General features: G+C 71.3%; 12 protein-coding genes. 8 read left to right on the top strand and 4 right to left on the bottom strand.

Annotation, left to right across the window (positions count from 1 at the left end; all coding sequences use genetic code 11):
* Positions 1-19: 19 nt before the first annotated feature.
* Positions 20-1306, top strand: a complete 1287-nt coding sequence (locus J3P44_RS14230) for an arginine deiminase (RefSeq protein ID WP_255891097.1) — start codon at positions 20-22, stop codon at positions 1304-1306.
* Here J3P44_RS14230 and J3P44_RS25550 read toward each other — a convergent pair.
* Positions 1300-4065, bottom strand: a complete 2766-nt coding sequence (locus J3P44_RS25550) for a LuxR C-terminal-related transcriptional regulator (protein ID WP_255891098.1) — start codon at positions 4063-4065, stop codon at positions 1300-1302. The genes J3P44_RS14230 and J3P44_RS25550 overlap by 7 nt on opposite strands.
* 198 nt (positions 4066-4263) lie before the next feature.
* Here J3P44_RS25550 and J3P44_RS14240 point away from each other — a divergent pair, with 198 nt between their 5' ends.
* Positions 4264-4530, top strand: a complete 267-nt coding sequence (locus J3P44_RS14240; protein WP_255891099.1) for a DUF8691 family protein — start codon at positions 4264-4266, stop codon at positions 4528-4530.
* Positions 4511-6229 (top strand): alpha/beta hydrolase, encoded by a 1719-nt coding sequence (locus J3P44_RS14245; RefSeq protein ID WP_255891100.1) that lies wholly within the window; start codon positions 4511-4513, stop codon positions 6227-6229. Before J3P44_RS14240 ends, J3P44_RS14245 begins: the two co-directional genes overlap by 20 nt.
* On the opposite strand, the gene J3P44_RS14250 is transcribed toward J3P44_RS14245, so the two are convergent.
* Positions 6220-6777 (bottom strand): HdeD family acid-resistance protein, encoded by a 558-nt coding sequence (locus J3P44_RS14250; protein WP_255891101.1) that lies wholly within the window; start codon positions 6775-6777, stop codon positions 6220-6222. The genes J3P44_RS14245 and J3P44_RS14250 overlap by 10 nt on opposite strands.
* A 179-nt stretch (positions 6778-6956) precedes the next feature.
* Between J3P44_RS14250 and J3P44_RS14255 the strand changes: the two genes are divergently transcribed.
* Positions 6957-8435 carry a DNA-3-methyladenine glycosylase 2 family protein gene (locus J3P44_RS14255; protein WP_255891102.1) on the top strand — a complete coding sequence of 493 codons (1479 nt, stop codon included), beginning with the start codon at positions 6957-6959 and terminating at the stop codon, positions 8433-8435.
* 1 nt (position 8436) lies between these two features.
* Entirely contained in the window at positions 8437-8919 is a 483-nt protein-coding gene (locus J3P44_RS14260) for a methylated-DNA--[protein]-cysteine S-methyltransferase (RefSeq protein ID WP_255891103.1), read from the top strand.
* Between the two features lie 10 nt (positions 8920-8929).
* Here the strand turns inward: J3P44_RS14260 and J3P44_RS14265 are convergent, their stop codons facing one another.
* On the bottom strand, positions 8930-9514 hold the full coding sequence (locus J3P44_RS14265; protein ID WP_255891104.1) for a TIGR03086 family metal-binding protein: 585 nt from the start codon (positions 9512-9514) through the stop codon (positions 8930-8932).
* Positions 9515-9566: 52 nt separating this feature from the next.
* Positions 9567-10289 carry an IclR family transcriptional regulator gene (locus tag J3P44_RS14270; protein ID WP_056602619.1) on the bottom strand — a complete coding sequence of 241 codons (723 nt, stop codon included), beginning with the start codon at positions 10287-10289 and terminating at the stop codon, positions 9567-9569.
* A gap of 78 nt (positions 10290-10367) precedes the next feature.
* On the opposite strand from J3P44_RS14270, the gene leuC reads away from it, so the two are divergent.
* The 3 genes from leuC (at position 10368) to J3P44_RS14285 (ending at position 13181) form a co-directional block, all read left to right on the top strand.
* Positions 10368-11774 carry a 3-isopropylmalate dehydratase large subunit gene (gene leuC, locus J3P44_RS14275; protein WP_255891105.1) on the top strand — a complete coding sequence of 469 codons (1407 nt, stop codon included), beginning with the start codon at positions 10368-10370 and terminating at the stop codon, positions 11772-11774.
* Between the two features lie 3 nt (positions 11775-11777).
* Entirely contained in the window at positions 11778-12377 is a 600-nt protein-coding gene (leuD, locus tag J3P44_RS14280) for a 3-isopropylmalate dehydratase small subunit (RefSeq protein WP_255891106.1), read from the top strand.
* 117 nt (positions 12378-12494) lie between these two features.
* Positions 12495-13181 (top strand): HU family DNA-binding protein, encoded by a 687-nt coding sequence (locus J3P44_RS14285; protein ID WP_255891107.1) that lies wholly within the window; start codon positions 12495-12497, stop codon positions 13179-13181.
* Positions 13182-13211: the final 30 nt, after the last annotated feature.

Here is a 13211-nt window from a genome sequence, read left to right on the forward strand (position 1 = left end):
CACCAGGAAGGAATCGGACATGACCACTGAGCAGACGCCTCCGCCGGAGGCACCAGGAGCCGGCGCCTCGTCGGCGTACGGCGTTCACTCTGAGGTCGGAACGCTGCGCAAGGTGCTCGTGTGTGCCCCCGGGCTGGCGCACCGCCGGCTCACGCCGACCAACTCCGACGCGTTGCTCTTCGACGACGTCATGTGGGTGGACAACGCCCGGCGCGACCACGCGGACTTCGTCACCGAGCTGAGGGCGCGCGGTGTCGACGTGGTGGAGCTGCACGACGTCCTGGCCCAGACCATGGCGGTGCCCGGCGCGAAGGACTGGTTGCTCGAGCGGAAGATCACCGCGAACGAGGTCGGCCACGGACTCGTCGACGAGACCCTTGCCTTCCTCCGGACCCTGGACGACGCCCGGCTCGCGGAGCTGCTCATCGGCGGACTGGCGACCAACGACCTTCCCGACAACTTCCGCTCGGGCTTCGTCGCCCTGGCCCGCGAGACGACCGGCTCGCGTGAGTACCTGATGCAGCCGCTCCCCAACACCCTCTACACCCGTGACACGACCTGCTGGCTGTACGGCGGCCTGACCATGAACCCGCTCTACTGGCCCGCTCGACACGACGAGACGCTGCTCTACAAGGCGATCTACCAGTTCCATCCCGACTTCGTCGGCGCGAAGGTCTGGTGGGGTGACCCCGAGATCGACTGGGGACTGGCGACCATCGAGGGCGGCGACGTGATGCCGATCGGCAACAAGACCGTGCTCATCGGCATGAGCGAGCGCACCTCGCGCCAGGCCATCACGCAGGTCGCCAAGGCGCTCTTCGAGCAGGAGGCCGCGGAGTGCGTGGTCGTGGCAGGCATGCCCAAGCTCCGGGCGGCGATGCACCTCGACACAGTGATCACGTTCGCCGATCGTGACCTCGTCACCTACTTCCCGGGAATCGTCGACGGGATCCACGCCTTCACGCTGCGTCCCAGCGACGGCGAGCACGGCATCGAGGTCACTGACGAGGGCGACCGGATGTTCGTCGACGTGGTCGCGGAGGCCTTGGGCCTGAAGGCGTTGAGGTCGGTGGAGACGGGAGGAGACGTCTACGCGTCGGAGCGCCAGCAGTGGGACAGCGGCAACAACGCGGTCGCCGTGGAGCCGGGCGTCGTGTTCACCTACGACCGGAACACCTACACCAACGCGTTGCTCCGCCGTGCCGGCGTCGAGGTCATCCCGATCGTCGGCGCCGAGCTGGGCCGGGGGCGGGGTGGCGGTCACTGCATGACCTGTCCGATCACCCGCGACGCGGTGGACTACTGACGCGCTCGGCGCTCGACCACGCGGATCCCGAGCAGTCCTCGATCACGCCCGACCTGCAGCGCTTCGGCACGTCGTTCCACCCCCAGCTTGCGGTAGATGGACGCCAGGTGCGTCTTGACCGTGTTCTCGGTGACGAAGAGGGCTCGCGCGATGTCGCCGTACGAGCCGCCCAGGGCCAGCTGCTCGAACACCTCCGACTCCCGAGGCGTCAGGTCGGCTATGAGCGGAACACTCGAGGTCCTTTCGCGCGCGGGTGGTACGGCGTGTGCCCCCGCCCGGGCCGCCTCGAGGAGAGGACGACGGCGGGCGAGGTAGGTGAGCTCGTAGGACTCCATGGCCGCCAGCGCCTCGGCGGCGAAGGGATGTGCGTCCTTGCGCCGGACCTCCTGCTTGAGGCTGTCGAGGAAGTCGTCGCCGGCGCGAAGTGCGGCGGTGAGAACATGGAGGTGCCGGTGGGTGGCCACGGTGGTCAGCAGGTGGGGCAGAGCAGCCCGGGCGCCACCGGCGTCGCCGGCGAGGAAGAGGAGGGTGAGCCGCACCGCTTCCACTCCCGACCGGATCAGCAGGCGCGGAGACGGAGTGACTGCGAGCTCGTCGAGGATCTCGATGGCCTCGGTCACCTTGCCGTCGAACGCGGTGCGGACCGCTGAGAACAGCCCGGCCTCGGTGGCGCAACCCAGGGTGAGGAGGGAGTCGATCTCCTCCGCAAGTGCCACATCGTCGCCCGCGGCAACGGCGAGCTGCGCCTTGGTGGCGCCGACGAGCGCGAGTGCGAAGGCCGGCACAGGTGTGGGCACGGCGAACGGCCCGGCCAAGGTCCGCTCCGCGTCCTGAAGGTGACCGCCCTCAAGGAGGAGCCGCGCGCGGAGGACCGTGCCCAGGACCACGACCAACGGGTCATGTGGTGCCGCTGACGTGCGAGCGCGCTCCAGGTCCGCTGCCGCCGCCTCGAGGTCGAGGGCTTGGAACTCGGCCCACGCCAGGGCCAGCCGGGAGCGGTGCGCGTTGATGTCGTCATCCAGCTCGCTCGCGACCGCCAGCCGGAGGCATTCCGCGGCATGCGTGAGTGCCGACTGCATCGCGCCCTCGGCGGCGTCGAGGAGGGCACACTGACCGAGCGCCTCGACGATCAGCTGCTCGTAGCCCAGCGACCTGGCCATGGACAGGGCCTCACGCGAGTGACGCAGGGCAGTCTCCAGATCCCCCTGCCAGCACTCGGCGGCCCCCAGCTCGAGCAGGGTCGCGCAGGTGCGGACGATCGACAGAGTCGATGCACCGGAGGACTCGAGCACGGCGTGAGCCGAGGCGATCGCCGTGCCCAGGTCGGCCCAGCCGAGTCGGGCCTCCCATAGGCGCAGCCGGGTGACGTCGGCACGCAGCTGGACGTCCGCCGGCGCGCTCCCGGGCGCGCCCTCCGGGCCCGTGGCCGCCAAGCCGATCTCGGCGCTGGCGACGAGACTGACTGCTTCGCCGAGGTCGTTGGTCTGGATGCGGCACAGCGCCTCGATACCGAGCAGCTGCGCGTGGGTCGAGCGGTAGGCCGGCGACAGGTGACGCAGGCCGTCATCGACGACATCGACCCGCCCGAGGGCGAGCAGGTCGGGCGCAAGGTCCAGCAGGACGGAGCCGAGCAGCCGCTCCTCCCCGCTCAACATCGCATGCCGCAGGGCCTCGATCGGGTTGCCCGTCGCGCGGGCGAAGGCGGCTCCGCGCACATGAGCGTCGCTGATGGCCTGGGGGGTGCTGTGCATCGCCTGACGGCGCAGGGCCTCGACCAGGAGCGGATGCAACCGCCACACGAGCCCGCCTCCGGCGCCATCCGGGTAGGCCGTGACCAGCAGCCCGGCTCGAGCGAGGTCGGTGAGCCGTTGGTCGGCGTCGGCATGTCCGGACAGGGTGATCGCGGACTCCGCTGTCACCTCGGCCTCGTCACAGATCGACATCAGGACCTGACGCGTGTCCTCCGACAGTCCGTCCAACGACTCGCTCAGGAGGTAGTCCAGGACCGGTTGTTCTGTCGAGCGCATCATGAGGTGCGCGGTCCGAGGATCTTCGGACGCGTCCAGCGTGCGTGCCGCCAGGATCAGCGCCGCCGCCCAGCCTCGCGTGTGCTCCTGCAGCTGTGCCACGTCGGCCGCCGTCGCACGCGGAGCATGCGACCGGACGAGCTCTGCGGCCTCGTGGTCGTCGAAGCCCAGCTGACCGGCTCGGATCATGACGAGCCGCCCCGCGAGGTCGAGCGGAACCAGCGGGAGGGGGAGGTCCCGCCGGCTGAGCAGCACGAGCCGGACGGCCTCCGGGACCGCTGACAGCACGTGGCCGAGCAGCGTGAGGCTGTCCACGGGAAGCTCATGGGCGTCGTCGATCACGATCGTCACCGGCGCAGTTCCGGGAGGGACACGCGATCGCAGCGCGCCCACCGCCAGCTCGAAGCCGCTCGCCTCGCCGTGGGTCTGCCGCACCTCGTCCGTGGTCGTCTGCGCCAGCCCCACCGCTGAGAACAGAGCCGGGACCACCTCCTCGGGCTCGGCCGCGGACAACCAGTGGACTCCCGGACCTGACGTGCCACCTCTGCGGGCCCATTCGGCAGCGAGGACCGTCTTGCCCGACCCGGCCGGGGCGACGACGAACGTCAGTGCGGCCGCGCGGTCGAAGAGCCTGGTGAGCCGCTCACGTGGGACAAGACGGTCCGGCGGTGCTGGTGGGCCGTGGGGCGAGGGCGCCGGCGACTGCTCGCTCCCGTGCAGATCCCAGGCCACGCCTGCCTCCCAGTGGACACCGCGGGTGCGGCACCTGTGAGAACGGGTGCGTCCGAGCGCCGCCAGGGTGCCGACCTACATCAGTGTTGACCGCCCGCCTGCCAGCGTCAACCAGCGCCATGGTCGCCCCCCTCGGGTGACGCGCCGCAGTCGTTCAGCGGCGACGCTTGACCACATCCCCTTGAGACGAGGTGTGCGATGGCCCAGTACGTGATCCGTGTGCGAGGCCGGCTGTCCGCAGAGCTGACCGAGAGCTTCCCGTCGCTCGAGGTCGTGCCAGCCGCTCCGATGACGGTGCTCCACGGGCATCTTCCCGACCAGGCGGCGCTCGGAGGGGTGCTGACCCACCTCGACCTGCTCGGCGTCGAGATCCTGGAGGTGCTCCAGGTGCCACCAACCTCGGCGCCTGTGGGCGGATCGGCCTCACCGGAATCGGGTGAGACGCATGCCGTTCACGAGCCCTAGCCCTGCAGCGGCGGTCGTCGAAGAGGGTGGGCCGGCGGCCGAGTCCCCGGGACTGATCGACCGGATCGGCGGGCTCGTGCGCCGCTGCCACCTGCTGCCGGCCGGGGTCGCGTTCGCAGTCCTGTTCGTCTGCCTCTCGCTGACGCCGTCGCTGCTGCCGCGGCCTCCCTTGTTCCAGGGCATCGTCAGCGGCGCGGCGGGCGCATCGGGATACGGGTTCGGAGTGTTCGTCGCATGGTGCTGGAGAGGGCTCCGGGACACGCAGCGCGAGCCCTGGCCGGGGTGGGCACGCTCGGTGCTCCTGGTCGGGAGTGCCGCGGCGCTCGTCACGAGCCTGGTGCTGGGCGTCCGGTGGCAGGACGAGGCACACCGGCTCGCCGGGACGGAGGCGACCCCGGTGGCGTACGCGCTCCTGGCGCCCCCGGTCGCACTGCTGGTCGCCGCTGCCCTGCTCGCCCTCGCGCGCGGGGTCAGGGCGGTGACCCGCAGGGCGGCGGGACTGCTCGAGCGCCGTCTCAAGCCGTCCGTGGCGCGAGTCCTGGGGGTCGTGCTGGTGGGCATCGTCGCGTGGAGCCTGGTCAGCGGAGTGGCCGGCGACGCGGGGCTCCGAGCTCTCGACGCCTCCTTCGCCATCCGTGACCTGGAGACTCCGTCGGGGGTCGTGAGGCCCACGACGGCCCTGCGCTCGGGCAGCGAGCAGTCCCTGGTCGAGTGGGACTCACTCGGCCGGGAGGGCCGGACCTTCGTCGGCCGCGGCCCCACGGCGGACGAGATCGCCGAGCTCACGGGTCGACCCGCGATGGAGCCGATCCGGGCCTACGCCGGGCTCGGCAACGCCGAGGACGCCGAGGACCGGGCCGCCCTTGCGGTGGACGATCTCGAGCGCGCCGGCGGTTTCGATCGGCAGCACCTGCTCGTGGTGACCACGACTGGCACCGGGTGGGTCGAGCCCAGCGCCGCGAGCGGGTTCGAGTACGTCACCGGCGGGGACTCGGCGATCGTCGGCATGCAGTACTCACACCTCGCCTCCTGGCTCTCCTTCCTCGTCGACGCCGCCCGGGCGCGGGAGGCCGGGCGAGCCCTGTTCGACGCCGTCTACGAGCGCTGGTCCGTCCTTCCGCTCGACGATCGTCCCGAGCTCTACGTGTTCGGCGAGAGCCTCGGCTCGTTCGGAGCCGAGGAGGCCTTCAGCGGTGAGTTCGACATGAACAACCGGACTTCCGGCGCACTGCTCGTCGGGCCGCCCAACTTCAATCCGCTCTACCGCAGCTTCATCGACGACCGGGACCCTGGTTCCCGAGAGGTCGAGCCTGTCTACCGCGGGGGGCGGATCATCCGGTTCACCACGCGAGCGGAGCGTCCGCAGCCGGAGGGTGAGCTGTGGCCGGGGAGCCGGGTGCTCTACCTCCAGCACGCCTCCGATCCCGTCACCTGGTGGAGCACGGACCTGCTGCTGACCCGGCCGGACTGGCTCGAGGAGACGCGCGGGGACGACATACCGGGCAGCATGCGATGGATGCCGTTCGTCACCTTCCTGCAGGTGTCCGCCGACCTCGCGGGGGCGTTCTCGACCCAGCCGGCGCACGGACACAACTTCTCGGGTGAGCACGCCGCCGGGTGGGTCAACGTCGTGCAGCCTGAGGGATGGACGCAGGACATCACCGAACGACTCCGACAGGAGCTCGCCCGTTACCCGTGAACCGCCGCCCCGTCGTTGAGGTGCCGCCTCCGCACCAGGAATCCGACGATGACCAAGACCACGCCCCAGACCGCCGCCACGAGTCCCAGGACCACGGCGAGCCCGACCGCGGACCTCCCCGGGTTCAGCACGAAGAGCAGCCCGAGGACGACGTCGACCGCGCCGCTGAGGAGCATGCCTGCACGTGACTCGGCCTCGCGGTCGAGCAAGGCGACCACGGCCTCGAGCAGGCCGCGGGCGATCAGCCAGATCCCCAGGACGCGGGTGAGCGTGACGGCGGTGAGACCCGGATCGGAGACCGCGAGCGCACCAGCGAGGAGGGCGACGATGCCCATCGCCCCGAGGACGGGGCGGACCGGGGAGCGCGGCGCCCCGAAGGCCTGGACGAGAGTCAGGGCACCGTCCGCCAGGGCCCAGACGCCCCAGAGGAGGGCGAGGGCGGTCGCAGTCGAGAGCGGGAAGAGCATCGCGACCACGCCGAACACGACAGCCAGCCCGCCGCGCACGACGAGGTGTGACCACGTCATGTCCCAGAGCCGCCACGCCATGTCGACCTCCCGTCGGGCCGTTCCAACATGAACCGTAGGACGCGACGCACGGCGCCTGCCTCCCCCTCGACGGGTGGCCCGGGTCACCCGGTTCCGGTGAGCCTGTGTGCGGCGGCTCCGTCACCTGTCGTGTCCGTTTTCCGCTGGTGAGTGTCGGTGGCGCCGGTCAGACTGGTCGCATGACGCCGACCGGACACCTCGACACCGAGGCCTGCTACCGAGCGGTCCAGAGCCGGGACCGCCGCTTCGACGGGGTCTTCTACACCGCCGTCCGCACGACCGGCATCTACTGCCGACCCTCGTGCCCGGCGCGCACGCCGGCCGCCGCCAACGTGACGTTCCACGCCACGGCGGCGAGCGCCCACTCCGCCGGCTTCCGCGCCTGCAAGCGCTGCCTGCCCGACGCGACGCCGGGCAGCCCCGAGTGGGACGTCGCCGCCGACGTCGCTGGCCGGGCGATGCGCCTGATCGCCGACGGCCTCGTCGACCGCGAGGGCGTCGACGGGCTGGCCCGACGGGTCGGCTACACGCCGCGCCACCTCGGCCGCCTGCTCACCCAGGAGCTGGGCGCCGCGCCGCTCGCCCTGGCCCGCGCCCGCCGGGCGCAGAGCGCTCGCGTGCTCATCGAGACCACTGACCTGCCACTCACCGACGTGGCGTTCGCCTCCGGGTTCGCCAGCGTGCGCCAGTTCAACGAGACGCTGCGCGAGATCTACGCCGCGTCACCGACGGAGCTCCGCGGACGCCGGGGCGGGTCCCCGACCAGGGGCGCGGTCACCATGCGGCTGCCCGTCCGCACACCGTTCACCGGCCGTGCGCTGTTCGACTTCCTGGCGCTGCGGGCGGTCCCGGGGGTGGAGGTCGTCGTCGGCGACGTGTACGCCCGCACGCTGCGGCTGCCGCACGGCCCCGGCATCGTCCGGCTGCGGCTGCCCGACTCCGACGCGGTGGGCGAGACCGCGGTGGCCGAGGCGACGTTCGAGCTCGCCGACCTCCGCGACCTCAGCGCCGCCTCGGAGCGCACCCGCCGCCTGCTCGACGCAGACTGCGACCCCGTCGCCGTGGCCGCGGCGCTCGGTTCCGACGACGTGCTCGGTCGGGTCGTCAGCAGCGCGCCCGGGCTGCGGGTCCCCGGCCACGTGGACGGCGAGGAGGTCGCGGTGCGCGCCGTGCTCGGCCAGCAGGTCAGCGTCGCCGGCGCCCGCACGGTGGCAGGCCGGTTCGTTCAGCAGTGGGGCGAGGCGGTCGAGACCGACGTGCCCGGGCTCACCCATCTCTTCCCCTCGAGCGCGACGCTCGCCGAGCAGGACCCCGAGGCCCTGCCGATGCCGCGAGCACGCGGGCGGGCGCTCGTCGGGATGTGTGCCGCCCTGGCCGCCGGCGACGTCGTGCTCGACCGCGGCGCCGACCGCGAGGACGTACGCGCCTCACTCCTGGCCCTGCCCGGCATCGGTCCCTGGACCGCCGACTACATCGCGCTCCGGGCGCTGGGCCACCCCGACGTGTTCCTGCCGACGGACATCGGCATCCGCGACGCACTCATCGCGCTCGGGCAGGACCCGGGTCGCGCCGCCGACCTCGGCGAGAGGTGGCGCCCGTGGCGGTCCTACGCCCAGGTGCACCTCTGGAACACTCTGACCCGGATCAAGGAGAACTGACATGTGGACCGTGATGCCCTCGCCCATCGGCGACCTGCGGGTCGTGGAGCGCGACGGCTCGATCGTCGCGATCGAGTTCTGGCCGTTCCGTCCGCCGGCTGACGGCCGGCCCCTGGGGGCTCGCTCCGACGACGAGCCGGTGCTGGCCGAGGCGGTGCGCCAGCTGACGGCCTACTTCGCCCGTGAGCTCACCGACTTCGACCTCCCGCTGGCACCGATCGGCACCGACTTCCAGCGTCGGGTGTGGGGGCAGCTCGCGAAGATCGCCTACGGCGACACCGCGTCCTACGGCGAGATCGCCGGGCGGCTCGGCATGACCAACGCCGCGTCCCGTGCGGTCGGCCTGGCCAACGGGCGCAACCCGATCCCGATCGTGGTGCCGTGCCACCGGGTCATCGGCGCCAACGGCACCTTGACCGGCTACGCCGGCGGCCTGGAGCGCAAGCAGCAGCTGCTCGAGCTGGAGCAGGACGCGTTGTTCTGATCCGGCGTGCTCAGCTGGGCGACCACTGCGGGTCACGGCCCGAGCGCGCCAGCACCTGGTCGAAGGGGGAGGCGTCGGGGCCGACGGCGACGGAGGGGCCGAACATCCCGGGCGTGCCGCCCTCGTCGAACCCCTCGACGAACGACATGAGCGCACCGGCGGTCGCGTCGTCGCAGTCGTAGCTCTGGCCGGTCGCGCGGGCGAGGTCCCACCCGTGGAGCACGATCTCGTCGAGTGCGACGAGGCCGCAGACGTCTCCGGGCAGGTCGACGCCACCGGCGCGCGTCATGCCTTCCCACGCACCGGAGTCACGCCAGGCGGCCACCAGCCCCGGGACCCCCTCCGCCAGCGACTCACGCCACCCGGCCTGCGCGTCCGGCCAGCCGGAGTCGTCGGGACTGGTGTCGGTCAGCGGGCCGAAGTCCTTGGCGGCCGCCGCGCGGAAGGCGATGGTCAGGCCGACGAGGTGCCCGAGGAGCTGACCGACGGTCCGCCCCTCGCACGGTGTGGGCGAGGCGAGCTGGTCGTCGTCGACGTGGGCAGCGACGTCCGACAACCGCTGGCCTGCAGGTCCGAGATCCACGAGGTCTGCCATGGTCCCCACCCTGCCGCAGGCCACCGACGCTGTGAAGGCGCGACGGGGCGAGCTACTCCGCGGCAGCGCGGCGCAGCGACTCCGACAGCCGGTCGGCCGCCGCGAGCACGGCAGGTGCGTGCATCCGGCCGGGCTGGCGCGACAGGCGCTCGAGAGGACCGGACACCGACACGGCGGCGATCACCTTGCCCCCGGGGGAGCGCACCGGCGCGGAGACCGAGGCGACGCCCTGCTCGCGCTCGCCGACCGACTGCGACCAGCCGCGACGGCGGATGCCGGAGAGGGCGGTGGCGGAGAAAGCGGCGTTCTGGAGGCCGCGGTGCATCCGCTCCGGGTCCTCCCACGCCAGCAGGATCTGGGCGGCGGAGCCGGCGTTCATGGTGAGCTGCGAGCCGACCGGGATCGTGTCGCGGAGACCGGAGGGGCGCTCGGCCGCGGCCACGCAGACGCGGTGCTCGCCCTGGCGGCGCCAGAGCTGGGCGGACTCGCCGGTGATGTCGCGCAAGCGGGCCAGGACCGGGCCGGCGGCGGCCAGCAACCGGTCCTCGCCGGCGGCGGCGGAGAGCTCGGCGAGGCGCGGACCGAGCACGAACCGGCCCTGCATGTCGCGGGCCACGAGACGGTGGTGCTCGAGGGCGACCGCGAGACGATGGGCCGTCGGCCGGGCCAGGCCGGTGCCGGCCACGAGACCGGCCAGGGTGGCCGGTCCGGCCTCGAGTGCGGCGAGCACGAGAGCGGCCTTGTCGAGCACGCCGACGCCAGATCCGTTGTCCATATACCGATATTCTCATCTCAGAGAGTGGGATGCAAGCGTTATCGTCATGCAAACGCCTGAAGTGAAGGAGATCGAGTCGTGGGCAAGACCCTGTCCGAGAAAGTGTGGGACGAGCACGTCGTCCGCAGCGCCGCCGGAGAGCCCGACCTCCTCTTCATCGACCTCCACCTCCTGCACGAGGTGACGTCGCCGCAGGCCTTCGACGGCCTCCGTCTCGCCGACCGCACCGTACGCCGTCCCGACCTGACCCTCGCGACCGAGGACCACAACGTGCCCACGCTCGACTGGGACAAGCCGATCGCCGACCCCGTCAGCCGCCTGCAGGTGGAGACGCTGCGCAAGAACGCCGCCGACTTCGGCGTACGCCTCCACCCGCTCGGCGACATCGAGCAGGGGATCGTGCACGTCGTCGGGCCGCAGCTCGGCCTCACCCAGCCCGGCATGACGATCGTGTGCGGCGACTCGCACACCTCGACCCACGGTGCCTTCGGCGCGATCGCCTTCGGCATCGGCACCTCCGAGGTCGAGCACGTGCTCGCCACCCAGACGCTGATGCAGGCGAAGCCGAAGACGATGTCCGTCACCGTCAACGGCAGCCTGCCCGAGGGTGTCACCGCCAAGGACCTGGTGCTGACCCTCATCACCCACACCGGCACCGGTGGCGGCCAGGGCTACATCGTCGAGTACCGGGGCCAGGCCATCGAGGAGCTCTCGATGGAGGGCCGGATGACCGTGTGCAACATGTCGATCGAGTGGGGCGCCAAGGCCGGACTCATCGCCCCCGACCAGACGACGTTCGACTACATCGAGGGCAAGCCCGAGGCGCCCAAGGGTGCCGACTGGGATGCCGCTGTCGCGCACTGGAAGACCCTGCGCACCGACGACGACGCGGTGTTCGACAAGGAGATCGAGCTCGACGCGTCCACCATGACGCCGTTCGTGACCTGGGGGACCAACCCCGGCCAGGGCGCTCCGCTGGGTGCGTCGGTCCCGAGCCCCGACGACTTCGACGAGCCCAACGACAAGATCGCGACCGAGAAGGCCCTGCACTACATGGGTCTCGAGGCCGGCACCCCGCTGCGCGAGGTCAAGGTCGACACCGTCTTCGTCGGCTCCTGCACCAACGGCCGCATCGAGGACCTGCGCCTGGCCGCATCGATCCTCGAGGGCCGCACTGTCGCCGCCGACACGAGGCTGCTGGTGGTGCCGGGCTCGGTGCGCGTACGCCTGCAGGCCGAGGCGGAGGGCCTGGACAAGGTGTTCATCGCCGCCGGCGCCGAGTGGCGCGGGGCCGGCTGCTCGATGTGCCTGGGCATGAACCCCGACCAGCTCGCGCCGGGTGAGCGCAGCGCCTCCACGTCCAACCGCAACTTCGAGGGACGGCAGGGCAAGGGCGGTCGTACGCACCTGGTCTCCGTGCCGGTCGCCGCGGCGACCGCCGTGCGCGGCACCCTCTCCAGCCCCGCCGACCTGCAGGAGGTCTGACCCATGGATGCGTTCACCACCCACACCGGCGTCGGCGTCCCGCTGCGACGCAGCAACGTCGACACCGACCAGATCATCCCTGCTGTCTACCTCAAGCGCGTGACGCGCACGGGCTTCGAAGACGGGCTCTTCGCGGCCTGGCGCAACGATCCTGACTTCGTGCTCAACAACCCGACGTACGCCACGGGCTCGGTGCTGGTCGCCGGTCCGGACTTCGGCACCGGCAGCTCGCGCGAGCACGCGGTGTGGGCCCTGCAGAACTACGGCTTCCGCGTCGTCATCTCCTCACGGTTCGCCGACATCTTCCGCAGCAACTCCGGCAAGGCCGGACTGCTCGCGGCGCAGGTCGACGAGAAGGTCGTGCAGCGCCTGTGGGACTGGCTCGAGGACAACCCGGGCGGCGAGATCACCGTCGACCTGGAGAGCCGCACGGTCCGCGCCGGCTTCGGTGAGGACGCCGTCGAGGACTCCTTCGACATCGACGACTACACGCGCTGGCGGCTGCTCGAGGGCCTCGACGACATCGGGATCACCCTCGGCCATGACGACGACATCGCCGCCTTCGAGGCGACGCGACCGAGCTGGAAGCCCGCCACTCTCTGAAAAAACCCCAACAAATAAGGGCGATGGTGATTGTGGTCACCCTTCCATGTGCCTAGCGTGCCTCGCAGAGGGTCGAGCACGAGCTCGGCATCCCATGGTTCATTGGAAGGGAAGCTAGTGAACAAGTCAGAGCTCATCGACGCGCTCGCCGCGCGTTACGAGGGGAACCGCAAGCAGGCAGCCCACGCACTGGAGTCGGTGCTCGACACCATCACCCGTGAGGTCGCCAAGGGCGAGAAGGTCGCGATCACCGGCTTCGGCTCGTTCGAGAAGGCGGTTCGCAACGCGCGCTGGGTCCGCAACCCGCAGACGGGCGAGCGCATGAAGTCCAAGAAGAAGTCCGTGCCGAAGTTCTCCGCAGGCAAGGAGCTCAAGGACGTCGTCGCGGGTGCGAAGAAGCTACCGAAGCTGACGGCGGCCAACATGCCCAAGCCGCCGGCCGGCGTGCGTGCTGCTGCTGCCGCTGTGTCGGGAGCCGCCACGAAGTCGGCCTCCGCGGCCAAGAAGGCTGCGCCCGCCAAGAAGACTGCGAGCAAGGCTGCACCGGCCAAGAAGACCGCGGCCAAGAAGTCGGCTCCGGCCAAGAAGACCGCAACCAAGGCGGCGGCTCCGGCCAAGAAGACCGCGACCAAGGCGGCACCGGCCAAGACCGCGGCCAAGAAGTCGGCTCCGGCCAAGAAGGCTGCGCCTGCCAAGAAGGCTGCGGCCACCACCACCAAGAAGGCGGCACCGGCCAAGAAGACCGCTGCCAAGAAGGCTCCCGCCAAGAAGGCACCGGCCAAGAAGACCGCGAAGAAGTCCTGACCGCGCAGCACTTCTGCGGCTCAGCCAGGA

Source organism: Nocardioides astragali, assembly GCF_024436375.1.
Classification (GTDB): Bacteria; Actinomycetota; Actinomycetes; order Propionibacteriales; family Nocardioidaceae; genus Nocardioides; species Nocardioides astragali.